The sequence below is a fragment of the Qipengyuania polymorpha genome (assembly GCF_019711435.1).
Classification (GTDB): Bacteria; Pseudomonadota; Alphaproteobacteria; order Sphingomonadales; family Sphingomonadaceae; genus Qipengyuania; species Qipengyuania polymorpha.
Genome location: NZ_JAIGNK010000003.1, coordinates 560549 through 580906 on the forward strand (window position 1 = coordinate 560549; position 20358 = coordinate 580906).

Genomic DNA, 20358 nt, shown 5'->3' on the forward strand with positions numbered 1-20358 from the left:
TCACCCGCCCTTGGCGAGCATTTCCATCGTCGGGCGAATGGCAGAGGTGCTGTAGCCGGCCGCAGACGCCTTTTGCTCGATATCATCGAGGTCCGCCCCGGCCTTTGCCTGCACCATGGCCCACAGCAGCGTCGAGCGCGTGCCCGAGCGGCAATAGCCGAGCACCTTATCGCCGCCCTTCGCAAGCGCGTCCTGCATCGCGTCGACCTGCGGCAGGCTGAAGCCCGCCGAGCTTACCGGCACTTCGCTGAAACCCATTCCGAGCTGCCTTGCCGCCGCGCCGATTTCGGCGGCGCTGGGCTGGTCAGGTGCCTCGCTGTCCGGACGATTGCAGATGATATGGGTGAAACCTTCTGCCTTGGCCGTCTCGACATCGGCGACGTCGATTTGCGGCGAAGCCCAGAACTTCTCGGTCAATTGCTTGAACTGGCTCATGTGTCGAATCCCTTTGTTGCGGCTGGCACGCGGCGTTTGCGCTGGACCATGTTGAGGATTTCCACCCCCACCGAAAAGCCCATCGCCGCGTAGATATAGCCCTTGGGGACGTGGAAGCCGAAGCCGTCGGCAATCAGCACGAGGCCGATCATCACGAGAAACGCCAGCGCCAGCATGACGAGTGTCGGGTTCTTCTCGATAAATTTCGCCAGCGGGTCGGCGGCGACCATCATGATGCCGACGGTGATGACCACGGCGATCACCATGATGGGTATCTCGTCGGTCATGCCCACCGCGGTGAGAATCGAATCGACCGAGAAGACAAGGTCGATGGCGACGATTTGCGCGATGACCGCACCGAATGTTGCCTTGACCGCATCGGCCGTACCGGGCGTCTTGTCGAGCAGGTCACCCGAATTGTCTTCCGGCTCCATCGAGTGGTGGATTTCCTTGGTCGCCTTCCACAGCAGGAACAGCCCGCCTGCGAGCAGGATGAGGTCGCGGCCCGAGAAGGCCGTTTCGAAGGTCGGCTCGCCATAGGGCCCGGGCTGTCCCTCGATGCCGAGATCGAACAGGGGTGTCTGCAAGGTCACCAGCCAGCCGATCAGCATCAGCATGCCGATGCGCATGATGAGCGCCAGCGAGAGGCCGATACGCCTTGCCCGCTGCTGCTGGTGTTCGGGCAGCTTGTTCGAAAGGATGGCAATGAAGATGAGGTTGTCGACCCCGAGAATGACCTCGAGCATGATGAGCGTGAGCAGCGCGAGCCATGTTGCAGGGTCGGAGAACAGGGTTATCAGGTAATCCATGGGCGAGTGCGATGCCAAGCCGGGCGCGTTCTGACAAGTGAAACCGCCCGTCGCGTGCCATGCGAAAATGTCACATTTGAGCCCTACAAGGAGGCCTCGCGCTAAATTATTCGCATGACGCGAATTTTCGCGCTATGCACGAAGCTGATGCGGGAGGATTTTTTGAAATCTCATGCCCGCACGCGCCAGGCACGCCTTGCGGCCCACGTGTCGGCGCTCGCGATTACCCGGGCTGCGCGACAAGGTATTTTACGACTTATGGGTTACGACAAAGGGCGGCGCCGCGGACGGGACAAGCGCGACAATATCGGCGAGGACAGCTACGATCCCTTCGGTGGTCCTCCGGGCGATTTCGGTGGCGGTGGCTTCGGCGGCGGTGACCGTGGCGGCTTCGGCGGCGGCGATCGCGGCGGCTTCGGCGGCGGTGACCGCGGTGGTTACGGCGGCGGAAACCGCGGTGGTGGCGGCGGCTTCGGCGGCGGCAACCGTGGCGGAGGCGGCTTCGGCGGCGGTCCGCGTGGCGGTGGCGGTGGTGGCAACCGCATGCCAGCCCAGGTTGTCGGCACCGGCAAGGGCACGGTGAAGTTCTTCAACAGCCAGAAGGGCTTCGGCTTCATCCAGCAGGAAACCGGCGGCGAAGACATCTTCGTCCACATCAGCGCTGTCGAGCGTGCGGGTCTCGAAGGCCTGGCAGAAGGCCAGGAACTCGAATTCAACCTCGTCGACCGTGGCGGCAAGGTTTCGGCTCAGGACCTGCAGATTGTCGGCGATGTGATTGCCGTCGAATCGCGTAGCGAAGCGCCGCGCCGCGAGCTGACCGGCGAGAAGGCGACCGGGACGGTCAAGTTCTTCAACTCGATGAAGGGCTTCGGCTTCCTCACCCGCGACGATGGCCAGCCCGACGCATTCGTGCACATCAGTGCTGTCGAGCGTTCGGGCCTTTCGCAGATCAACGAGGGCGAGCGTTACGAGTTCGACCTCGAAGTCGACCGACGCGGCAAGTATTCCGCGGTCAACCTGTCCCCCGCCGAATAAGGCACGGACCGGTACCTTCGCGAGGCGTTTGACCAAAGCGCTGCGAAGGAATAGATCGCTGGCAAACACGCAGATGGCGGTTCCCATATCCGGGGCCGCCATTTGTCTTTTATTTCCTGAGGAGAGCCCACGAACATGTCGATCAGCCCGCTGATGCCCGTTTATCCCCGCTGCGGTGTGCGCCCCGTGAAGGGCGATCATTGCCACCTCATCGACGAAGACGGCACCCGCTATCTCGACTTTGCCAGCGGTATCGCGGTGAACCTGCTCGGGCACAGCCATGCGGGCCTCATCGGCGCGATCCAGAAGCAGGCCGAGACCCTGATGCATGTCTCGAACCTCTATGGCAGCCCGCAGGGTGAGGCACTGGCGCAGAGGCTCGTCGACAAGACTTTTGCCGACACGGTCTTTTTCACGAACTCGGGCGCAGAAGCGGTCGAATGCGCGATCAAGACCGCGCGTGCCTATCACCAGCACGAAGATGGCGATTCGAACCGCACCGAGCTGATTACCTTCACCAACGCCTTCCACGGCCGCACGATGGCCACCATCAGCGCCTCGAACCAGGAAAAGATGCACAAGGGCTTCTACCCGATGCTCGCCGGGTTCCAGTATGCCGAGTTCGACAATCTCGAAAGCGCCAAGGCCCTCGTCAGCGACAAGACGGCAGGCTTCCTCGTCGAACCCATTCAGGGCGAGGGCGGCATCCGCCCGGCGTCGGACGCATTCATCCAAGGCCTCAAGGCGCTCTGTGACGAGCACGATCTCATGCTCGTGTTCGACGAGGTCCAGTGCGGCGTGGCCCGCACCGGCAAGCTGTACGCTTATGAGCATTACGGCATCGAGCCCGACATCATGGCCAGCGCCAAGGGTATCGGCGGCGGCTTCCCCTTCGGCGCCTGCCTCGCCACCGAAAAGGCGGCACGCGGGATGGGGTTCGGCACGCATGGCTCGACCTACGGCGGCAATCCGCTCGCCATGGCGGCCGGCATGGCGGTGATGGACGCGGTGGCGAATGAGGAATTCCTCGCCGAAGTGACCGAGAAGGGCGAGCGCCTGCGCAGCCGTCTCGAACAGTTCATCGGCAACTACCCCGACCTGTTCGACTTCGTGCGCGGCAAGGGCCTGATGCTCGGCATTCGCATGAAGGTCGAAAGCCGGCCTTTCTTCGTCCACCTTCGCGACAACCACCAGCTGCTCACCGTGGCTGCGGGCGACCAGACGCTGCGCGTCCTGCCGCCGCTGGTAGCAGGCGATGCGGAGTTCGACGAGTTCTTCGACAAGCTCTCCGCCGGCGCGGCGAGCTTCGACCCGGCGGCAAGCTGATGGCAGGCGGCGACGCGCTCGACCTGGCCCCGGTGGTGAGGAACTTCCTCGACCTATCGGATGCGGGCGGGGACGCGATTGCCGCCATGCTCGCCGATGCGCAGGACCGCAAGGCTGCGCGCAAGGGCTGGTCGAAGGGTAAGGCTGATACCGACGCGCCGCTCGCAGGGCACGTGCTCGGGATGATTTTCGAGAAGAACTCGACCCGCACTCGCGTCAGCTTCGATGTCGGCATGCGCCAGCTGGGTGGCTCGACGCTCATCCTTGATTCTGGAACGAGCCAGTTGGGCCGCGGCGAAAGCATCGCCGATACCGCCCGAGTGCTCAGCCGGATGGTCGATGCCATCATGATTCGTACCGATGACCACGCCAAGGCCGAAGAACTGGCGCATCATGCCCATGTCCCGGTCATCAACGGCCTGACCGACCGCTCGCACCCCTGCCAGATCGTTGCCGACCTCCTGACCATGGTCGAGCATGGCAAGGCCTTGCCGGGCCTCGAAGTCGCGTGGCTGGGTGACGGCAACAACGTGCTGCATTCGATTCTCGAGGCAGCGGGCATCTTCAAGTTCAACGTCCGGGTTGGTGTGCCGAAGGGCTACGAACCGGAAAGCGAATTCATCGAGATGGCCCGCAAGGGCGGTGCGAATGTCACGCTGACGCACGATGCCGAAGAAGCCGCGCGCGGGGCCGACATCATCGTCACTGACACATGGGTGTCGATGGGGCAGGACCATGCCCACAACAAGATTGCGGCGATGGCGCCCTTCCAGGTCGGCTCGAAACTGATGGGCCTCGCCAAGCCGGACGCGAAATTCCTCCACTGCCTGCCCGCGCATGTCGGCGACGAGGTGACCGGGGAAGTGTTCGAAGGACCGCAATCGGTGGTCTTCGACGAGGCGGAGAACCGTATCCATGCGCAGAAGTCGGTCCTGCTCTGGTGCTTCGGGAAAATCGCGCCCTGATTTCACCCCTGTAAATGGGCAAAGCGCCTTCCCATATGCCTGCGCATGACCGAGACTGCAGAAACCTACTCCGGCCAAACGCTTGGCTTTACCATCCCCTCGCGTGACACGCGCGGCCGCATTGTGCGGCTCGACACGACCTTGGATGCGATCCTTTCCGCGCATGATTACCCCGCGCCCATCAAGCACCTCCTCGCCGAAGCGCTGGTGCTGGTGACGCTGATGGGGTCGCTGCTAAAAGACGACGGCTCGCAAGTCACCATGCAGGCGCAGACAGAAGCGGGGGCGGTGAACCTGCTGGTGTGCGACTATCGCGGCGGGGAATTGCGCGGATACGTCGATTTCGACGCGGAGAAGCTGACCGAGCTCGGGGCCAACCCCTCGCTTTTCGCCTTGTTCGGGAAGGGCTATCTCGCCATCACCTTCGACGTTGCCAAGGGGAAGGGGCGCTATCAGGGCATTGTCCCGCTCGAAGGCGAAACACTGGCCCAGGCGTGCGAAATGTATTTCCTCCAGTCCGAGCAGGTCCCTACGCTCATGCGTTCGGCCGTGCGATCGGAAGGAGGGAAATGCCTCGCTGCAGGCATGCTCATCCAGCACTTGCCCGATGGGGAGGAAGGGCGCGAACGCCTCCATGCCCGGCTCGACCATCCCGAATGGGAGCACGTCGCCATCCTGGGTGGCACGGTCAAGCACGAGGAATTGCTCGACGCCGAGCTATCGCTCGAGGCGATTGTGTGGCGCCTGTTCCACGAGGAAGAGGAGGTTCGGATCGAAGGCGGCGCAGCGATTGAGCGCGGTTGCCGCTGTTCGGTGGAGCACTACCAGGATGTGCTTGCCAAGTTCCCCGAGGCCGACCGCGCAGACATGCGCGATGAGAAGGGAAAGATTGTGGTCGATTGCGCGTTCTGCTCGCGCAAGTTCCCTATCGAGGCGTGAGCGCTCTCGGACGAGATTTCATTTCGGCGCTGTTCCGGAACGGTTCATCGACGAAATATACCATAAGCAGTAAATCATCTGCGTTCCGGATGTGATAATAGTCGAGACATGAAACCGATGCCGAACCGTAAGTTTATCCGCACAGCGGCCCTCGTGGCAGGCTTGCCCGCCGTTCTCTTGGGCGGCGCTGCGCTTGCCCAAGGCTCGCTGGCGATGCTCGATTCGCTCGACAAGGGCGGCTGGGAACTGCGTTATCGTGATGGCTCTACGTCTCGGAACCTGTGCGTCCGCAGCGGGCGGGAATTCATCCAGCTTCGCCATAGCGAAACCGGGTGCAATCGCTTCGTCGTCGAGGATGGCAAGGATGAGGTAACCGTGCAGTATACCTGTCGCGGGAACGGCTACGGCCGCACGAGCATCCGCAAGGAAGGCAATGGACTCGTCCAAATCGACAGCCAGGGCATCGTCGATGGCCGCCCGTTCCAGTTTTCGGCCGAAGCGCGGCACACCGGTCGCTGCCGATAGCCTTGCCCCCGCCCTTGCGAGCGCATAATTGCGCCGCATGAGCGAATTTACTCCTGCAAAGCCCGGTCCCGCCGTCGTCCTGCTTTCGGGGGGGCTGGATTCGATGGTTACCGCTGCTCTTGCGAGGGAACAGGGGCATGACGTGCATGCCCTCACGATCGATTATGGCCAGCGGCATGTGCGCGAATTGGAATCCGCGCGGGCGATTGCGCAAAGGCTCGGTGTAGCGCGGCATGTCGAACTGCCACTCGACTTGCGCAAGTTCGGCGGTTCGGCGCTCACAGCCGATATCGAAGTGCCAAAGGATGGCGTGGGTGACGATATTCCGGTTACCTATGTCCCGGCGCGCAATCTCGTGTTCCTCGCCCTGACCACCGCCTTTGCCGAGACTTCGGGCTCGCGAGATATCTTTATCGGGGTGAATGCGCTCGATTATTCGGGCTATCCCGATTGCCGACCGGAATTTATCGCGAGCTTTGCAGAAACCGCCCGGCTGGGGACCAAGCAGGGCGTCGAGGGCGAGCCCTTTACCATCCATGCGCCGCTCCAGCACATGAGTAAGGCGGATATAGCACGCGAGTGCCACCGCCTTGGTCTCGATCCGGCGTGGAGCTGGTCCTGCTATGACCCGACCGACGACGGCATGGCGTGCGGCGCCTGCGATTCCTGCCGTCTTCGCCGAAAAGGGTTTGAAGAAGCGGGACTTGTCGATACGACTGCCTATTCCAAGGACGCACCTGCCCTGACGGAGTAGAGATTTGACCCAGCCGACGCCCGCCGAAGCCGAACAGACACCAGTGGGGGGCGCGGAAGCGAAGGTCCCTAGCTACAGCTGGTATGCGCTCGGTGTTCTCGTCGTCGTCTACATGCTCAACTTCATCGACCGGCAAATCCTGTCGATCCTGGCCAACGATATCAAGGCCGACCTCGGGGTCGAGGACGACTATCTGGGCTTCCTCTATGGGACGGCCTTCGCGGTTTTCTACGCACTTTTCGGTATCCCGCTGGGCAAGCTGGCCGATAGCTGGAAACGCGTGCGCCTCATGGCGATCGGCCTGACGCTCTGGTCGACAATGACTGCGCTTTCGGGCTTTGCGAAGAATGCAGCCACTCTGACCTTTGCTCGCATTGGTGTTGGCGTTGGCGAGGCGACGGCCAGCCCTTCGGCCTATTCGCTGATTTCGGACTGGTTTCCCGCCCGCCTGCGCGCGACGGCCTTGGCCATCTATTCGTCCGGCCTCTACATCGGCGGCGGTATCTCCCTGCTGATTGGCGCAATGGTGGTCGAGGCATGGAACGAGGCTTATCCGGGGGGTGGCCCGCTCGGCCTCGTTGGCTGGCAGGCAGCATTCCTTGCCGTTGGTATTCCCGGCCTGTTGCTCGCCATCTGGGTGCTCAGCCTGCGCGAGCCGGTACGCGGTGAAATCGACGGCATCCCGACCCCCGAAGATCCGGAACCCTTTCGCGGTTTCCTGCGCGAACTCTTCCAGGTCATCCCGCCGTTCACGATTTTCGGCGCTGCTTCACGCGGCACGAAAGCATTGCTGGTCAACCTCGCAGGACTTGTTGGCTTCGCCGTCCTCGCTTGGGTAATGACAAAAATCGCTCCCGCCAGCGCTTCCTTGCTGCCGGGTTTCGTTTCCGACCAGTGGCTGTTCCTCGGCATCGGCTATTACGCAGTTTACAGCTGGGCGATGGGCCTGAAGGCGCGCGACCTGCCTACCTTCCGCCTGACATGGGGTTCGCCCGCCTTCCTGACCGTCATCCTCGGCTACGGCATGGTCGCCTTCATGGCCTATGCCGGATCCTATTGGGGCGCGCCATATGCAGAGCGCGCTCTTGGCGCCGACAAGTCGGACCTCGGCTGGTTCCTTGGCGCGCCCGCCGCAGTGGCTGGTTTCCTTGGCGTCATCCTGGGCGGGCGTATGGCCGACTTCCTGCTCGAGCGCCGACCCGAGGGGCGCCTCTATGTCGTGCTGTTCGGCCTGCTCGCTCCCATTCCGGCCATCTGGGTGGCTTATACGACACCCGAACTGACGGTGTTCTACATCGCCAGTTTCTTCGCCAACATGTTCTCGGCAGCGGCCTTGGGAGCAGCGGCGGCGAGCAGCCAGGCGCTGGTACTCCCGCGTATGCGCGGACTGGCAACCGCTACCTTCTTCCTTTCGACGACACTCATCGGCCTCGGCCTCGGGCCCTTCATGGCGGGTTACGTCTCGGCAACGAATGGCGACGACCTGTCGACCGGCGTCCTGTCGACACTTGTCGCCGTGCCGGTCGGGTTGGTGCTCTTGCTGCTGGCCATCAAGCTCGTGCCGTCAGCCGGCGCGAGTGTTGTCGAGCGCGCCAGAGCCGCAGGCGAGAACGTCTGAGGCCGGTTCTCTAGCTCGCCGGGCGAAGAACTCCGCAAGCCACGCGTGACCCGGCATCGCCAGCCGGGTCGCTGCGATAGTCGTCGGCACCCTCGTGGATTACCACAGCCGTGCCGTCGGCATCGAACAGCGTTTCCCTCAGCGCGCGCGTATCGGCACCGAGGTCAATTTCGGTGCTTGCGCTGCGTGATGCGCCGATAACGAGGTTGGGCAAATCGCCGAGGTGTTTGCCTTGCGGATTAAGCGAACCGTGTTCGTTCCCGGCGGGATTGAGGTGTCCGCCGGCGCTCTTGAAATCGGGGGCGGTGCACTTGCCAGTCGTGTGCAGGTGAAACCCGTGCTCACCCGGTTCCAGCCCGGTCGCTGCAACGGCGAGGGAAATGGTCCTGCCATCCGAGAGGAGCTGACCTGTACCGGCGGGCAGGCCGTTGGCAAAGGACAGGCTGACTTCCCCTACGCGCTCGGTCGGAATGCTATCCAGACTGGTGCATCCCGCCAGTGCGAGGGCAGAAGTGGCGACGGTCAAAGCAATGCGCATACGGAAATTCCTCCTGGGTTTCGCACCACCAACGAAAAAGGGGCCGGATTGCTCCGGCCCCTTCTCGGTGTTCAACTCCGGAGAGTGAATTACATGCCCGAACCCGGGCCGTAGGTAACTTCCACACGACGGTTCTGCAGTTCGCGAACACCGTCGGCAGTCGGCACGCGGAGCTGGCTTTCGCCGAAGGCTTCGCTGCTGATACGACCATCGGGAATACCGCGAGCGGTAAGATAGTCGCGGACCGAGGAGTTACGACGCTGGGCGAGGCCCATGTTGTACTGCGTCGAACCCGAGGTGTCGGTGTGGCCAGCGAGCATGACCGAAGCCGTGCCGCAGTTGGCGTATGCCGAAACCGCGTTGTCGAGGATGGTTGCTGCCTCAGGCGTGATGTCCGATTCGTCCCAGTTGAAGAAGACGATGTACGGGCCCTGCTGGCACACCGGAGCCGGCGGAGGCGGCGGCGGCGGCGGCGGAGGCGGGGGCGGCGGAGGCGGCGGGGGAGGCGGCGGCGGCGGCGGCGGCGGCGGAACCGGAGCGCCGAAGTTGAATGCCAGCGTGCCCATCAGCGAGTGGCTGCGGAGCTTGCCTTCCCATGCCGTGCCGGCTGCGTCGACGATGTCGACATCTTCAGCAGTGAACATGCGATAACGCAGGCCGACGTCGATCGTGTCGGTCAGCGGTGCCTGGACACCTGCGAGCAGCTGCCATGCGAGGCCGCTCGACGAATCGTCGATTACGGCGTTCGATGCGCGCGGGATGAAGATTTCGCCGTCGACGCTGGTGCGTGCGATACCGAGACCACCACCGGCATAGGCCTGGAGGCCATCGTCCGGACCGAAGTCGAACAGGCCGTTGAGCATGAATGCCAGCGAGCTGGTCGAACCGTCAGCCGGGAATTCTGCGAGCACCGGCGAGCCAATTGCGGCTTCATTGTGATCTGCTTCACGATAGCTGACTTCGGCTTCCAGGCGGAACGCACCGAAATCGTAACCGACGTAGCCGCCGCCATCGAAGCCCTCGTTGAATTCGAGGGTGACCATGCTGTTGTCGTCTTCGTCGACGGTGGTCAGTTCGGTGTTTTCGACGAGCATCGGGCCGAATTCGCCACCGATGTACCACGAATTATCCCTGGCAAGGGCGGGAGAAGCCATGGCCGTCGAGGCCATTGCCATCCCTATGACTAATTTCCGCATTATTTATTTCCCCTTTTTGCGAATTGGAGCCACCGAGTGAAACTTATCTATAGTCGCCTCACGAGGCTGGCAAGCGTCATTCATCGGGAACTGTTGCAAGAATGTCTCAAATCCCGATGTTTAAACAAAGATTTCCGGGTTTGTGGTCCCTCCTTTGATGCCGCCCTAACGTCGTTCGGGTGCCAAGGTTCCGGTGCGGTCAGGAAATTATGCCGAAATTCCGCAATGCGTCGGCAAGTGCGGTAATTGCGTCACGCGCCTCGACATCGACAGTCGTGCCTCCGGCCGGATCGGCAAATGACGGAGCTTCTAGCCAGCCGGCGGTGTAAACAAGCTGGGTCCCGGTTGATGCATCGCGAACCATCATACCTTCGGCGGGATCGAGAAACGTCCACTGCTGCCCGTCCCATGAGGCCATCCGGTCTTCATGACCGGCGAATTCGTCGGTCGCAGGGGCCAGGACGATATAGCAGTCTCCAGCTGCAGGCGCAGCGGGTTCCGAAGTGAGCCGCCCGGTCACGACCGGGTGGAGGAGCGCGTCGATCCGCGCGAGTGCCTCGTTGACAGTGAATTCCTTCTGCGCCTGTCCGGCGAAAAGGTACGGCAAGCCGTGGCGGGCGCTGGTATCGGTAAAGCTTGCAGGATCGCTCATGGATTTGTCCTTTGGGGCATGTGTCAGGCCAGAGTTCCGAGAACGCTGGCAGGGGATTGGGCAAAGCTACCGAATTGCTGCACCCAGAAGGCCTCCCCCGCCTGCGCCGCGCGCAAGGCGTCGACCTCGTCGGCGGCAAGCGACAGCTCTGGAGCAGAAATCAGCCAGGTTGCTTGGGGTGAGGATATGAGGCCGTAACCGACCTTGTAGTGTTCGACTTCCTCGACCAGCGGCTGGGCTACCTCGTCGAGCCAGAGCCACTGGCCGCGAGCGCGCCTGCGCCAGCTGAGACGGATGCTACCATCTGCGGCTCGTTCCATCCGGCAATGGACCGGCGCGGGCGGACGTAGGCTCGCATTCGCGTTTTCCAGTGAAGCCCGGGCGGGTTCGGTGTCCCACAAGCCGATTGCGGCAAATTGGGATTCGGACTGGGCAAGCGGGTTTGCCCCGAGCGGGACGAGGCGGTCGTCGAGCAGGGTGACCAGGGTCCCCGAGGCATGTCCGGTCCCCGCCTCTATTTCCGTGCCGCCTCGCCCGCGCAGGAGGCCTGTCAATTCCCACAGCCCTGCGCCAAGCGGTTCGGCAGCGCGGAATTGCACCACCTCGTTGCCGACCTGAAGGCGGTTGTCGCCCTGGGCGATGCCGGAAAGCGTCGAGCCGTAAAGCTCGGCCTCGTCATCGAGCAATTGGACGCGCAGGCTTGCGCTGGGCTCGAGCCGCATCGCGATGGAGGAGCCGAGCGGAGACGCCAGTACACCGCTCACGGCGCGTTCGCCGGCACCCTGGCCGAGGGCGATGAGGCCGCCGTCGCGTTCGGCGTAGAGTGCCGCGCCCGACCAGCGTCCGGTGGCCGCGCTGGCGGCCGCAAAGATGCTGCGCTGGCTGGCGGTGCCAGAGCCATCCCACGGCGTTTCGAAAACTCTCAGCTGCGTGGTGCTGGCGCCGCGATCGAGAGGGCTCCAGCCGCTGCCGGCATCCGCTGCGCCACCCTGTCCGAAGCCGCTGCGATGGCGCACGAGGTCGAGTTCCACGCCCCGTTCGCGCCATTCCCAGCCATCGACCAGCCAGAGGCCGGGTCGTCCCGGCGCGATAACCACCGAGCCGGGCTGGATTCGCGGGTCGAGTTCGCAGCAGCGCCAAAGGAGGCGGTCGCGGTTGATGGCCGCGCGCCCGTTGGCTTCGCGCGCAAGCCCCAGCGCATCGCTCGCCGAGAGCGCTCCGGGAAACTGGAAGGTGGTGGTGCCCGCTTCGCTGTTTTCCGCGTGCTGCAGGCCGGGCTGGTATTCCCGGGCAGGGTCGTAATACCGCAGCGAGGCAAAGGCTTTCGACCGGGCGCTGTTGCGGGCGGAAGTCACGCCCCCTTGCTTTCCGAAGTCGCCGTCGTCCCATGCAGCGGCTTGCGGCAGGGTGATGGGCGCCGCCGCGTTGGCTGACGCCGCGCCAAGCTTCATTCCGGTGTCGTTTACGACGGGTGCGACAGGATGGAGCCGGTCGACCAGCCGGGCGACATCGCGCAGGCTGCCGGCTTCATGGCTGAAACCGCCCAGCTGCGCAAAGCGGGTCGTCTCGTCCGCCGAGACCTCGCTATCCTCCAGCATTGTTTCGACGAGCCGGCTCGCGTCGCCTGCAAGAACCTCGAAGGTCAGCGCCGGGATGCGGTTGCCGAAATCGGTCAGGTCGAGATCTTCGAAAACGGCGTAGGCGCAGCCACGAAACGCAGGGCACTGGCTGCCGAGCGCCGCCTCCATCAGCGGGTCGCGCGGCTGGTGGCCGTGGCCCTTGTAAACCCGTAACGTACCGGCGCTCTTCAGGTCACCGGCTGCTCCGCGAAGGAGGTTTCCGTCGGCCCAGATGCGGCCGATGTTGTCGATGGGGCCGCTCGACAGGGCGACGGCGAAGGAAACGGTGTAGCTGTAGGTAACCGTCTTGGGCGCGCCCTTGCCGTTGCTCTGCTTGTCGCGATGTTCCTCGAGGTCGGTCGACCAGACGATCGTGCCGGGCACGCGCATCTTGCCATATTGGCGGGCAATCGGCGTGCCATAGCTCGAGCCGGTGACGGTGAGTTCCTTGAGGCGCGCACCTTCGCGCGGCTCGGGCGCGAAAAGCGCATTGTCGATGGCATTTCCGGCCAGCGTTCCGACGACCTGGCCAAGCGGCCCGAGCATGCTGCCGAGAGTGGAAAGAACGATGGTTGCCATGGGCTATTCCTGTACGGCGGCGAGGCGCCAGTGGTGGAGGATGGACCAGCCCGAAAGGCCGGTCTGTATGACGACGCGGCGCAGGCCCGCGTGGGCGTGGACGAAGCGATGCTTGCCGAGGGCGATGAGCAAGTGCTGCTGCGAAGGGCCGGGCCGCACGAGCAGGATGTCGCCGCGCAGGGGCTTGCCAGTGACAGGAGCGAACCCCGCATCGAGAATCTTCTCCAGGTGACGGGAAATGTCGCTGTTGCGGAGCAGGTATCCGCTCGGTGCATCGCTCTTGACGCCTGCCCGTTCGAGCGCACAGGCAGCCAGACCGATGCAGTCGAGGCCCGTCTCGGGATTGCGACCATGGAAGCGGAAGAGCGTTCCTTCGAGCTGCTCCGCATGATTTGCGAAGCGCGCCGCGAGGCCGGTCATCGCGGCTGCGGGTATTGGGCCAGGAGGTCGTTGCCGGGAAGGTGCGGCTCGCCCTGGAAATTTATCGCGTTGTCGAATCGCGAGGCGCAAGTGGCGATGGTCTTGTCGCAGCCTTGGCGAAGGAGGACGCGGTGGCCGGGAGCAATCGCTGCATCGAGCGCTGTATCGAGTTCCAGTTCGCCGTTCGATTGACCGATGATTTTCATCGTCAGGCCGGTTTGCGGACCGTCCAGCCACCGCAATTCGCCGCGCAGGTAGAGGCTCGGCTGGTCAAGTGGGAGGGTCACCGCATTGGCGTCGTGGTCGACACCCTCACAGGCGGTTCGCACCGTGAATCCAACCGCAGACAAACCGCAGCCCGGTCCGCAAAAGCGCGAACGGCACGAGGGGCTGGCGCGCGGCACGGGATCGATATCGAGCGCTGCCTTGGCCGATTGCAACTGCGCCGAGAAACCGGCTGCGTCCTGGCTCACCGCAGCGATGGAGCCGGCGTAGAGTGCGGCGTTCTCCAGCGTCTCCCAATCGACAATGCCGCTCTCGATCCGCGCGCCGTCGAAGCGTCCCGTCCCGATGTCTTTCGGGCGGATCGTGTCGTGCCCGAGCGCGCCTTCGACCTCGGCCTCGTCATCCGCGAGGCTGGCCGACTTGCGAATGGCAGACGGCAGCATGCCGGGGGCCGAACGATGGAGCACGCCGCCGAACCACAGGTCGCGGTCGTGGGTGGTGAAGCCGAGCGTCACGCCGTCGGCGCGGTGGATCCGCCACCAGCTGGCGGCGGTATCCAGCTCTGCGGCGAAGAAGGTGCGGCTCATGATGCCTCGCGGATTTCGATGAGCGGGACAGACGGCGCTTCGCCCGCGGCAAAGGTTGCGCCAGAGACATCGAGGCGGTCCTCGGCAAAGCGCACGGGTACATCGAAGCGGAAGCCTGCGCGGATTTCAGTCCCGGCAGCAGGAGGCGCGTCGAAGCGGATGATGCCTTTGCCGAGGTGACTCCAGCCACTCGCCGGCACGCCATCGACGCTGACGAGGATGCTGCCTGCTTCGGGCCGGGTGATGGGGCGTTTCTGCTCACCGTAGTTGCGGCAGAGCTGGAAGTCCGCCGCAAGGCCATCGCCTGTACCGATAAGTTCGTCCTGCGCGGTAGGCTCGCCATCACCGCCGTTGGAACTGTAATCGTAAGGGTCCCGCAGGCGAAACCCGCGGGCAGGGCCATAGCGCGCGCGGAAGAAATCGATGAGCACGCGCATCTCGGCCTGCGAGCGGACGCCCGGCCCGACATCGTAACGCATCCGCGCATCGCTCCACAGCGCATTGCGGCGCTCGTGCCCCGAGGAAGTGACCGCTACGCTGGTCGAGAATTCCGGGCTGACCGAGGCGTCGCGCCCCAGCGCCAACGGATAGGCGACATCGTCGAAAGCATTCACTTCATCCTCCTCGTATCGGGGCAGCCGCGTGTAACCATCGCGCGAGACCTGCGGCAGCGCCCAGACGAAGCGCTGCGTCACGCCTCTCTCGCGCGCCTCATCGAGTGCGGTGTCGATGAGCGGCCAGAATTCATGTGCGTCGGCAGGGTCGAGCACGAAACCCGAGAAATAGTCCTGCTTCTCTATCGGGTATCCGAGCCGCTGGTCGGTGAAGTCGAGTGCTGTCCGCCGCGCGGCATCTGCGCCTGCGGTGAGCCAATCGTAATCTTCCAATTGCAGGCGGTCGAAGGCAGGATAGGCCCAGTCGCTCGGCATGTTGGCGCGGTAAAGCTCGGGCATTTCGGGGTCGAGCACGGTCGGCGTGAAGGCGAGCAGCAGGATTTCCGCCTCCCCAGTCGCCGCATCGCGGACTGATTGCGCCAAAGCCGAAGTGGCATTGGCAAGCGCTTCGCCCGCGCGGTCCAGCAGCAACTTCTGCGCGTCATTCATGGGCTCGCGCATATCGGTGATGGCGACGAGGTCGTCGCCCCATTCGGTCCGAGAAGGCCCGTCGAAGATGCACGGCGCGCGCGTATCGGGCTGGACCCACCACCAGGGCTCGCCAATCTGGAACAGCACCTCGGCCCCGGCAGCTTCCATCAGCGCGACGAATTGCGCGGCGATAGACTGAAGGAAGGTCATCGCATCGCCGATGAGAGGCGAGAGCAGGGCCGATGGCGGGTCCCAACCGGTCTCTGCGAAATTCCAGCTCCAGTCGCGTTGTTTCCACCAGTTCGGGCAATGCTGCGCAAGCAATTCGAACGACAGCGAAGTGATCGGGGCAAAACCCATCCCGACCGCCCGGGCGAAGAAATCGGCGTGCCACGCTTCGCAGGGGCCGCACAGCTGCCCGCCATATTGCACCCGCTCGACATTGCCTGCGAGCCGGTAATAATGGCTCATGCCGACATAATGGACGATACGTCCGCGGTAGCCGAGCCCTTCGACCTGCCGCAGCAGTCGCGCCGGGGTCTGGTTGAAACTGTCGTCATAGGCGGTCGCCATCTGCTCGCCGTGAGCCGGCAGCATAATGTCGCCCACCTCAAGCATGGCGTGGTCGCCTTCACAGAGCAAATCGGAAACTTCTGCCCATGCGGTGACAAGGGTCGAGAGGCGCTCGGTCGATCCTTCGACATAGCCTTGCGGGGCAAGGCTGATGAACATCCGGTCGATGTCGGCGGGGTGCACGGTTTCGCCCGGCAGGACGTAACCCGACTGCAGTTGTGAGAAGGGCAGGGTGACGACGGCGTCGGTGGGCGACCCTTCAGCGTAGTTCCACAGGCGGACGTACCATGCCCGCTCCGTCCCGCTGGCATCGCGGCCCTCGATGGTCAGTGTCGGCCCATGCGGCTGGTCGAGCGCAACGAGGTCCGAAGAACGCCACCGAAAGCTGAGAACGGTGTGCGCATAATCGCGGCGGGTCTCGTAAGCGAGCAGCGGGTGGTCGAGCGTGTCTTCACTCTCCCAGATCAGGCCGGCGAGTTCGCCCTCGTAATGGAACTCGCAATCCACCCGCATCGCGTTATGCGAGGTGGAAACGACGCTCGCCATCATCGGGCGCGGGAAGTTCACCGTCCAGAAACGCGGGTCGAAGCGCGGTATCCAGTCGGAATGCTGCTTGCGGCGCTTGGACGCCAGCCAGAATGCCATGGTGGATGCTCCTAAACCGACAACGCGCGGCGCACGGCGCTGGCTACCTGGCGCGAGGAGCGCTGGAGCGCGGTCGGTGTGCTGGCGCCGCGTGGCTGGGCAAGGTTGATGGAGACGCGCACGTCGTTCCTCGTGCCGCCGAGCCGGTTGGTCGGCTCGACCTGTCCGGCGGTAGTGGGGACGAAGAGTTCGGGGCCGCGCTCTCCGACGAGGAAGGGCCGGTCGGGCGAGACGATGCCGCCCGTCGCACGGCCCGGCAGGCCGAGGACGCTGCCGATCAACCCGCCGATGCCGCTGCTCCCACCACCCTTGCCGAGACCGCCGAATATCGCATCGAGCCCCGAAGTGAGCGCCTTGCTCGCAATCTGGTCGAGGACAGAGAGCGCTATGCGTTTCAAATCCTCGAATTCGAACTTGCCGTTGCGTAGCGCGGTCGAAAGGCTGCGTTCGAGTATCTTCCCCGCCGCATCGAAACCGCTGAGAAGGCCCGTGTCGAATTCGCGCTTCATCTGCTGCACGTCGGAGGCGAAACCGGAAGTGTCGGCGCGGACCGAGACCACCAGTTCGTCGAAATCATCGTCCATTTGCGTCCCTTTCGATGAGTGCCGCGATTTCGGCGCGGGTGGGCGGCGAAATCGGAGTATCTCCGGTGCCCAGCGAGGCGGCGAGTTCCTCGGGCGTGGCATTCCAGAAAGTGTCGGGTGTCCAGCCGAGCGCCCGCGCGCTCAATCCGGCGAGCGTGCGGGCGTTGCCGGAGAAGGTGCCCATGTCACTGCCCGCGCAGGATTTGGCCGAGCAGCGTCTTCAGGGGCTTGGCCGCTTCGGCGAGGCCCATCGCAAGGACCGCGTCGCCGATGTCCTCGCGCGTGAGCGGGCCTGGGTGGGCAAGGCAGAACCAGAAAAGCGCCGCGATTTCGGTGAGCTTTAGCTGACCCTCGCCCGCCCGCTCGACCAGCGCGAAGAGCGAGCCGAGTTCTTCCTCGGCCCGCACCAGCGCGTCGAAGGTCGGACGGAGCAGGACCTCGCGGCCCTTCACATGAATGGCGGCCTCACCCCGTACGGCATTTGCGGTCACGAAGGCACCACTTCGCCCGAGCTTTCGAGCTGGATGGCATAGGTGCGCTCTCCGTTGAAATCGCCCGCGTAATCGAGGCGCTGGACGAGGAAGGAGCCGCGCATTTTCGCGCCGTCCTCGAAGCTCAATTCGTAATCATCGAGCGTACCCGCCAGTGCATGGCTGCGGATGGTGCTCTCGGCGTCCGAACCCAAAAAAATGCCCGAGGCACTGACCGAGACCGAGCGTGTTCCTGCGCCCGACAAAAGCTCGCGCCAGCCGCCGCTTTCCTTGTGCGTGACGACGACGGTGTCGCCATTGACCGACATCTGCGTCGTGCGCAGTCCGGCGACGGTTTCATAAGTGACGGGCGAGCCGCCATCGCCGACTTTGAGGAGGAAGGCGGCACCTTTCTGGGCTGTCATGATGGTTTACTCCGAGGGGTTTTCGAGAAGCTTGAAGCGGTATTCGAGCAGCGCCGCGCGCAGGTTGCGGGGGCGACGCTCGACCCGGCTGCGCAGGAACTGGGTGACGACCACGCGGAAGCCCGGATGGTCGGGGGCGAGCGTGGCGATGCGCTGCTCAATGCGTGCGGCGATGGTGGCCGTGGTGATGAGGGAATCGCTGCGGTCGAGCAGTTCGAAGGCGACGCGCACCTCGCGTCCGGCGCTGGTCTTGGTCGACCAGTCGGCAGAGGCGCTGGCGGCTATGGACAGGGTCGGAGCGGGCGCGGGCGAGGGGCCTTGCTCGACGATGGCGTTGAGGCTGGCGGCCAGTTCGGTGTCGCTCGCCAGCCACGCGATGAGCAGGGTGCGAAAGGCGCTTTCCATCAGCGGCTCTCCCTAGTGAATGTGGGCCAGACGAAGCGCGGGATGCGCCAGCTACTGCCGTCACCCTTGCGACGGCGAAGCGCGTTTTCGCCATGCGTGCGGGCAAGCGTCTCGGCGCACCGGACGAGTTGTCCGGCAACGGCTTCAAAGGGCGAAGCGCGGTTCACAGGCGCATCCGGCGATAGGGGCGCCACAGCGCGGCGACGGCGGCGGGCGGGGCGTCGGCAGGCCCGGCATCGCGCTCGCGATACTGGTGTGCGGCATAGCGGATGATGCCATGGCGCAGGCCTTCCTCGACCATGGCCCATTCGTCGGACAGACCCGCGTAGTAGCGGGCCTCAACCTGCTGCTCGGGGATGGAGGCGGAGAGCGTGAGCTTGCCGCTGTCGGTTCCGGTTCGCTCGAAGCTTGCCTCGCTATCGGTCAGCAACCTCTTGCCGAGGCCATGGTCAATGGCGGACGCGTCGAGGAAATAAAGCACCGGCTGCGCGCCGAGCGCGTATTCGAGACCGGTCGCGGCAAACCGCTCGCGCACCTCGCTCTTGTAAGCGACCAGGCCGGTGAAGCGCTCGCACATTGCGTGCGCTGCGCCGAGCAGGTCCACCAGCAAATTGTCGTCCGTAGTCGTGGTGATGGCGAGCCACTGTTTCAGCTCGGTCAAGGGCTCCCCGCTCAAACCGGCGGGCGCGGATATCATCTTCATAAACTGCTCGCTCTCGTCGGCAGGAAAAAAGGCGCACCCGCGCCGGCAGGGGTGGACCGGCGCGGGTGCGAACGCATCAGAGCTCGATTTTGAGGAGCTTGATGGCGTTGGAGTCGAGCACCTGGCCGCCCACGCGCTTGGTGGCGTAGAAGTGGACGAAGGGCTTGTTGGTGAAGGGGTCGCGCAGGACCTGCGTCGCGCTGCGTTCGGCGATGAGATAGCCGTGGCGGAAGTTGCCGAAGGCGATGGGATATTCGCCCGCCGCGATGTCGGGCATGTCTTCGGCTTCGACCACCGGATAGCCGAGCAGGCGGTCGGGCTGGCCCTCGACGAGGCCCGGCTGCCACAGGAAGGCACCGTCCGCGGTCTTGAGCTTGCGCACTTCGGCCAGCGTCGCCGAGTTCATCACGAAGCTCGCCCCCTGGCGGTGGCCTGCCTTCAGCGTGTGGACGAGGTCGATGAGCTTTGCGTCGGGGTTCGCGTCGAAGCCATCGCTATCGCCCGAGCCGACATATTGCAGCGTGCCGAAGCTGCGCGCGCCGTCCTCGCTGGTCGAAACCGGCGCCGAGAGGAAGCCCATCGGTTGGTTCGTGCCATTGCCGCCGACGAAGGCTGCGCCTTCCGCACGCGCAAACTCCATCGCGATTTCGCTCGCCAGCCAGCTTTCGAGGTCGAAACCCGCATCGTCGAGCATGGCCTGCGAGGCAGCGGGGTTGGCATAAAGCTCACCCGTCGGCGGGGCGATTTCGGCGAAGTTCGGCGTATCGGTTTCGGGGCGTGCCGCAGCCTCGCTGACCCAGCCCGAGGCCGTGCCGCCGGTCGAAACCAGCTTGCGATAGCCCGCGCTGCCGGTCTGGACGACCTGCGCAATGGCGCGGATGGGGCTGATTTCGGTGAGTTCGCGGGCAATCATCGCGTCAATCTGGCGCGGCACGGCATAGCCGCCGTCGGACGGAACTGCGCCGCTGATGGACTTGTACTCGCTGGTGGCACCGCGGCGCAGGTAGCTGTCGACGAAGCCTTTCACTTCGGGGGCAGGCTCGTCGGTGCCGCCGATGGCGGGGCGAGCGGCAGCGCGGCCGATCTTGTCGACGCGGGCCTTCACCTCGTCGACATCGCTGCGCAGGGCGGCGACATCGGCCTCGGTCTTGTCCTGGCGGGCTACGATGTCGAAGCTCGCTTCAGCCGGGTCGGTGGGAGTGGTGTTATCCATGGGTATTCCTCTTTCTTCACGGGGCACAAAAAA

The 20358-nt window shown here is 64.2% G+C and carries 23 protein-coding genes; 7 read left to right on the forward strand and 16 right to left on the reverse strand.

Annotated elements, in window-relative coordinates:
- Both K3152_RS11585 and K3152_RS11590 read right to left on the reverse strand, forming a co-directional pair.
- Nucleotides 1–435, reverse strand: coding sequence for a protein tyrosine phosphatase family protein (locus tag K3152_RS11585; RefSeq protein ID WP_221574247.1), 435 nt, complete (start codon nucleotides 433–435; stop codon nucleotides 1–3).
- Entirely contained in the window at nucleotides 432–1244 is an 813-nt protein-coding gene (locus K3152_RS11590; protein WP_221574248.1) for a TerC family protein, read from the reverse strand. Before K3152_RS11590 ends, K3152_RS11585 begins: the two co-directional genes overlap by 4 nt.
- 258 nt (nucleotides 1245–1502) lie before the next feature.
- Here K3152_RS11590 and K3152_RS14310 point away from each other — a divergent pair, with 258 nt between their 5' ends.
- The 7 genes from K3152_RS14310 (at nucleotide 1503) to K3152_RS11625 (ending at nucleotide 8406) form a co-directional block, all read left to right on the forward strand.
- Nucleotides 1503–2279 (forward strand): cold-shock protein, encoded by a 777-nt coding sequence (locus K3152_RS14310; RefSeq protein ID WP_221574249.1) that lies wholly within the window; start codon nucleotides 1503–1505, stop codon nucleotides 2277–2279.
- A gap of 135 nt (nucleotides 2280–2414) precedes the next feature.
- Nucleotides 2415–3605 (forward strand): aspartate aminotransferase family protein, encoded by a 1191-nt coding sequence (locus tag K3152_RS11600; RefSeq protein ID WP_221574250.1) that lies wholly within the window; start codon nucleotides 2415–2417, stop codon nucleotides 3603–3605.
- Nucleotides 3605–4570: an ornithine carbamoyltransferase gene (gene argF, locus K3152_RS11605; RefSeq protein WP_221574251.1), complete on the forward strand. Its 966-nt coding sequence runs from the start codon at nucleotides 3605–3607 to the stop codon at nucleotides 4568–4570. Before K3152_RS11600 ends, argF begins: the two co-directional genes overlap by 1 nt.
- A 45-nt stretch (nucleotides 4571–4615) precedes the next feature.
- On the forward strand, nucleotides 4616–5509 hold the full coding sequence (hslO, locus tag K3152_RS11610) for an Hsp33 family molecular chaperone HslO (RefSeq protein WP_221574252.1): 894 nt from the start codon (nucleotides 4616–4618) through the stop codon (nucleotides 5507–5509).
- A 108-nt stretch (nucleotides 5510–5617) separates the two neighbouring features.
- Entirely contained in the window at nucleotides 5618–6034 is a 417-nt protein-coding gene (locus K3152_RS11615; protein ID WP_221574253.1) for a hypothetical protein, read from the forward strand.
- A 37-nt stretch (nucleotides 6035–6071) separates the two neighbouring features.
- Nucleotides 6072–6788 (forward strand): 7-cyano-7-deazaguanine synthase QueC, encoded by a 717-nt coding sequence (queC, locus tag K3152_RS11620; protein WP_221574254.1) that lies wholly within the window; start codon nucleotides 6072–6074, stop codon nucleotides 6786–6788.
- Between the two features lie 4 nt (nucleotides 6789–6792).
- On the forward strand, nucleotides 6793–8406 hold the full coding sequence (locus K3152_RS11625; protein ID WP_247713361.1) for a spinster family MFS transporter: 1614 nt from the start codon (nucleotides 6793–6795) through the stop codon (nucleotides 8404–8406).
- Between the two features lie 10 nt (nucleotides 8407–8416).
- On the opposite strand, the gene K3152_RS11630 is transcribed toward K3152_RS11625, so the two are convergent.
- The 14 genes from K3152_RS11630 to K3152_RS11695 all read right to left on the reverse strand — a co-directional run bounded on the left by K3152_RS11630 (nucleotide 8417) and on the right by K3152_RS11695 (nucleotide 20325).
- Nucleotides 8417–8944, reverse strand: a complete 528-nt coding sequence (locus K3152_RS11630; protein ID WP_221574255.1) for a superoxide dismutase family protein — start codon at nucleotides 8942–8944, stop codon at nucleotides 8417–8419.
- 89 nt (nucleotides 8945–9033) lie between these two features.
- Nucleotides 9034–10140 carry an OmpA family protein gene (locus K3152_RS11635; protein WP_221574256.1) on the reverse strand — a complete coding sequence of 369 codons (1107 nt, stop codon included), beginning with the start codon at nucleotides 10138–10140 and terminating at the stop codon, nucleotides 9034–9036.
- Between the two features lie 199 nt (nucleotides 10141–10339).
- Nucleotides 10340–10792, reverse strand: a complete 453-nt coding sequence (locus K3152_RS11640) for a DUF2793 domain-containing protein (protein WP_221574257.1) — start codon at nucleotides 10790–10792, stop codon at nucleotides 10340–10342.
- 23 nt (nucleotides 10793–10815) lie between these two features.
- Complete coding sequence (locus K3152_RS11645) at nucleotides 10816–12990, reverse strand: GTA baseplate fiber-binding domain-containing protein (protein WP_221574258.1); 2175 nt, start codon at nucleotides 12988–12990, stop codon at nucleotides 10816–10818.
- 3 nt (nucleotides 12991–12993) lie between these two features.
- Complete coding sequence (locus K3152_RS11650; RefSeq protein WP_221574259.1) at nucleotides 12994–13410, reverse strand: NlpC/P60 family protein; 417 nt, start codon at nucleotides 13408–13410, stop codon at nucleotides 12994–12996.
- Nucleotides 13407–14222, reverse strand: coding sequence for a DUF2163 domain-containing protein (locus tag K3152_RS11655; protein ID WP_221574260.1), 816 nt, complete (start codon nucleotides 14220–14222; stop codon nucleotides 13407–13409). Before K3152_RS11655 ends, K3152_RS11650 begins: the two co-directional genes overlap by 4 nt.
- Nucleotides 14219–16525, reverse strand: coding sequence for a DUF2460 domain-containing protein (locus K3152_RS11660; RefSeq protein ID WP_221574261.1), 2307 nt, complete (start codon nucleotides 16523–16525; stop codon nucleotides 14219–14221). The genes K3152_RS11655 and K3152_RS11660 overlap by 4 nt, the downstream gene beginning before the upstream one ends.
- Nucleotides 16526–16536: 11 nt before the next feature.
- The gene (locus K3152_RS11665) at nucleotides 16537–17109 is read right to left on the reverse strand and encodes a tail tape measure protein (protein WP_221574262.1); all 573 of its coding nucleotides are present in this window, start codon (nucleotides 17107–17109) and stop codon (nucleotides 16537–16539) included.
- Entirely contained in the window at nucleotides 17099–17293 is a 195-nt protein-coding gene (locus K3152_RS11670; RefSeq protein WP_221574263.1) for a phage tail assembly chaperone, read from the reverse strand. The genes K3152_RS11665 and K3152_RS11670 overlap by 11 nt, the downstream gene beginning before the upstream one ends.
- A 1-nt stretch (nucleotide 17294) precedes the next feature.
- A complete protein-coding gene (locus tag K3152_RS11675; RefSeq protein ID WP_221574264.1) occupies nucleotides 17295–17600 on the reverse strand; it encodes a gene transfer agent family protein in 306 nt (101 codons plus the stop codon).
- Nucleotides 17597–18004 carry a phage major tail protein, TP901-1 family gene (locus tag K3152_RS11680; RefSeq protein ID WP_040966375.1) on the reverse strand — a complete coding sequence of 136 codons (408 nt, stop codon included), beginning with the start codon at nucleotides 18002–18004 and terminating at the stop codon, nucleotides 17597–17599. The genes K3152_RS11675 and K3152_RS11680 overlap by 4 nt, the downstream gene beginning before the upstream one ends.
- A gap of 6 nt (nucleotides 18005–18010) precedes the next feature.
- A complete protein-coding gene (locus K3152_RS11685) occupies nucleotides 18011–18409 on the reverse strand; it encodes a DUF3168 domain-containing protein (RefSeq protein ID WP_221574265.1) in 399 nt (132 codons plus the stop codon).
- A 163-nt stretch (nucleotides 18410–18572) separates the two neighbouring features.
- The gene (locus K3152_RS11690; protein ID WP_345719807.1) at nucleotides 18573–19112 is read right to left on the reverse strand and encodes a head-tail connector protein; all 540 of its coding nucleotides are present in this window, start codon (nucleotides 19110–19112) and stop codon (nucleotides 18573–18575) included.
- Nucleotides 19113–19188: 76 nt separating this feature from the next.
- Complete coding sequence (locus tag K3152_RS11695; RefSeq protein ID WP_221574267.1) at nucleotides 19189–20325, reverse strand: phage major capsid protein; 1137 nt, start codon at nucleotides 20323–20325, stop codon at nucleotides 19189–19191.
- Nucleotides 20326–20358 lie beyond the last annotated feature (33 nt).

Coding starts and splice junctions, on each gene's coding strand:
- K3152_RS11585 (WP_221574247.1), bottom strand. CDS start 435: ATGAGCCAGTTCAAGCAATTGACCGAGAAGTTCTGGGCTTCGCCGCAA.
- K3152_RS11590 (WP_221574248.1), bottom strand. CDS start 1,244: ATGGATTACCTGATAACCCTGTTCTCCGACCCTGCAACATGGCTCGCG.
- K3152_RS14310 (WP_221574249.1), top strand. CDS start 1,503: ATGGGTTACGACAAAGGGCGGCGCCGCGGACGGGACAAGCGCGACAAT.
- K3152_RS11600 (WP_221574250.1), top strand. CDS start 2,415: ATGTCGATCAGCCCGCTGATGCCCGTTTATCCCCGCTGCGGTGTGCGC.
- argF (WP_221574251.1), top strand. CDS start 3,605: ATGGCAGGCGGCGACGCGCTCGACCTGGCCCCGGTGGTGAGGAACTTC.
- hslO (WP_221574252.1), top strand. CDS start 4,616: ATGACCGAGACTGCAGAAACCTACTCCGGCCAAACGCTTGGCTTTACC.
- K3152_RS11615 (WP_221574253.1), top strand. CDS start 5,618: ATGAAACCGATGCCGAACCGTAAGTTTATCCGCACAGCGGCCCTCGTG.
- queC (WP_221574254.1), top strand. CDS start 6,072: ATGAGCGAATTTACTCCTGCAAAGCCCGGTCCCGCCGTCGTCCTGCTT.
- K3152_RS11630 (WP_221574255.1), bottom strand. CDS start 8,944: ATGCGCATTGCTTTGACCGTCGCCACTTCTGCCCTCGCACTGGCGGGA.
- K3152_RS11635 (WP_221574256.1), bottom strand. CDS start 10,140: ATGCGGAAATTAGTCATAGGGATGGCAATGGCCTCGACGGCCATGGCT.
- K3152_RS11640 (WP_221574257.1), bottom strand. CDS start 10,792: ATGAGCGATCCTGCAAGCTTTACCGATACCAGCGCCCGCCACGGCTTG.
- K3152_RS11645 (WP_221574258.1), bottom strand. CDS start 12,990: ATGGCAACCATCGTTCTTTCCACTCTCGGCAGCATGCTCGGGCCGCTT.
- K3152_RS11650 (WP_221574259.1), bottom strand. CDS start 13,410: ATGACCGGCCTCGCGGCGCGCTTCGCAAATCATGCGGAGCAGCTCGAA.
- K3152_RS11655 (WP_221574260.1), bottom strand. CDS start 14,222: ATGAGCCGCACCTTCTTCGCCGCAGAGCTGGATACCGCCGCCAGCTGG.
- K3152_RS11660 (WP_221574261.1), bottom strand. CDS start 16,525: ATGGCATTCTGGCTGGCGTCCAAGCGCCGCAAGCAGCATTCCGACTGG.
- K3152_RS11665 (WP_221574262.1), bottom strand. CDS start 17,109: ATGGACGATGATTTCGACGAACTGGTGGTCTCGGTCCGCGCCGACACT.
- K3152_RS11670 (WP_221574263.1), bottom strand. CDS start 17,293: ATGGGCACCTTCTCCGGCAACGCCCGCACGCTCGCCGGATTGAGCGCG.
- K3152_RS11680 (WP_040966375.1), bottom strand. CDS start 18,004: ATGACAGCCCAGAAAGGTGCCGCCTTCCTCCTCAAAGTCGGCGATGGC.
- K3152_RS11685 (WP_221574265.1), bottom strand. CDS start 18,409: ATGGAAAGCGCCTTTCGCACCCTGCTCATCGCGTGGCTGGCGAGCGAC.
- K3152_RS11690 (WP_345719807.1), bottom strand. CDS start 19,112: ATGAAGATGATATCCGCGCCCGCCGGTTTGAGCGGGGAGCCCTTGACC.
- K3152_RS11695 (WP_221574267.1), bottom strand. CDS start 20,325: ATGGATAACACCACTCCCACCGACCCGGCTGAAGCGAGCTTCGACATC.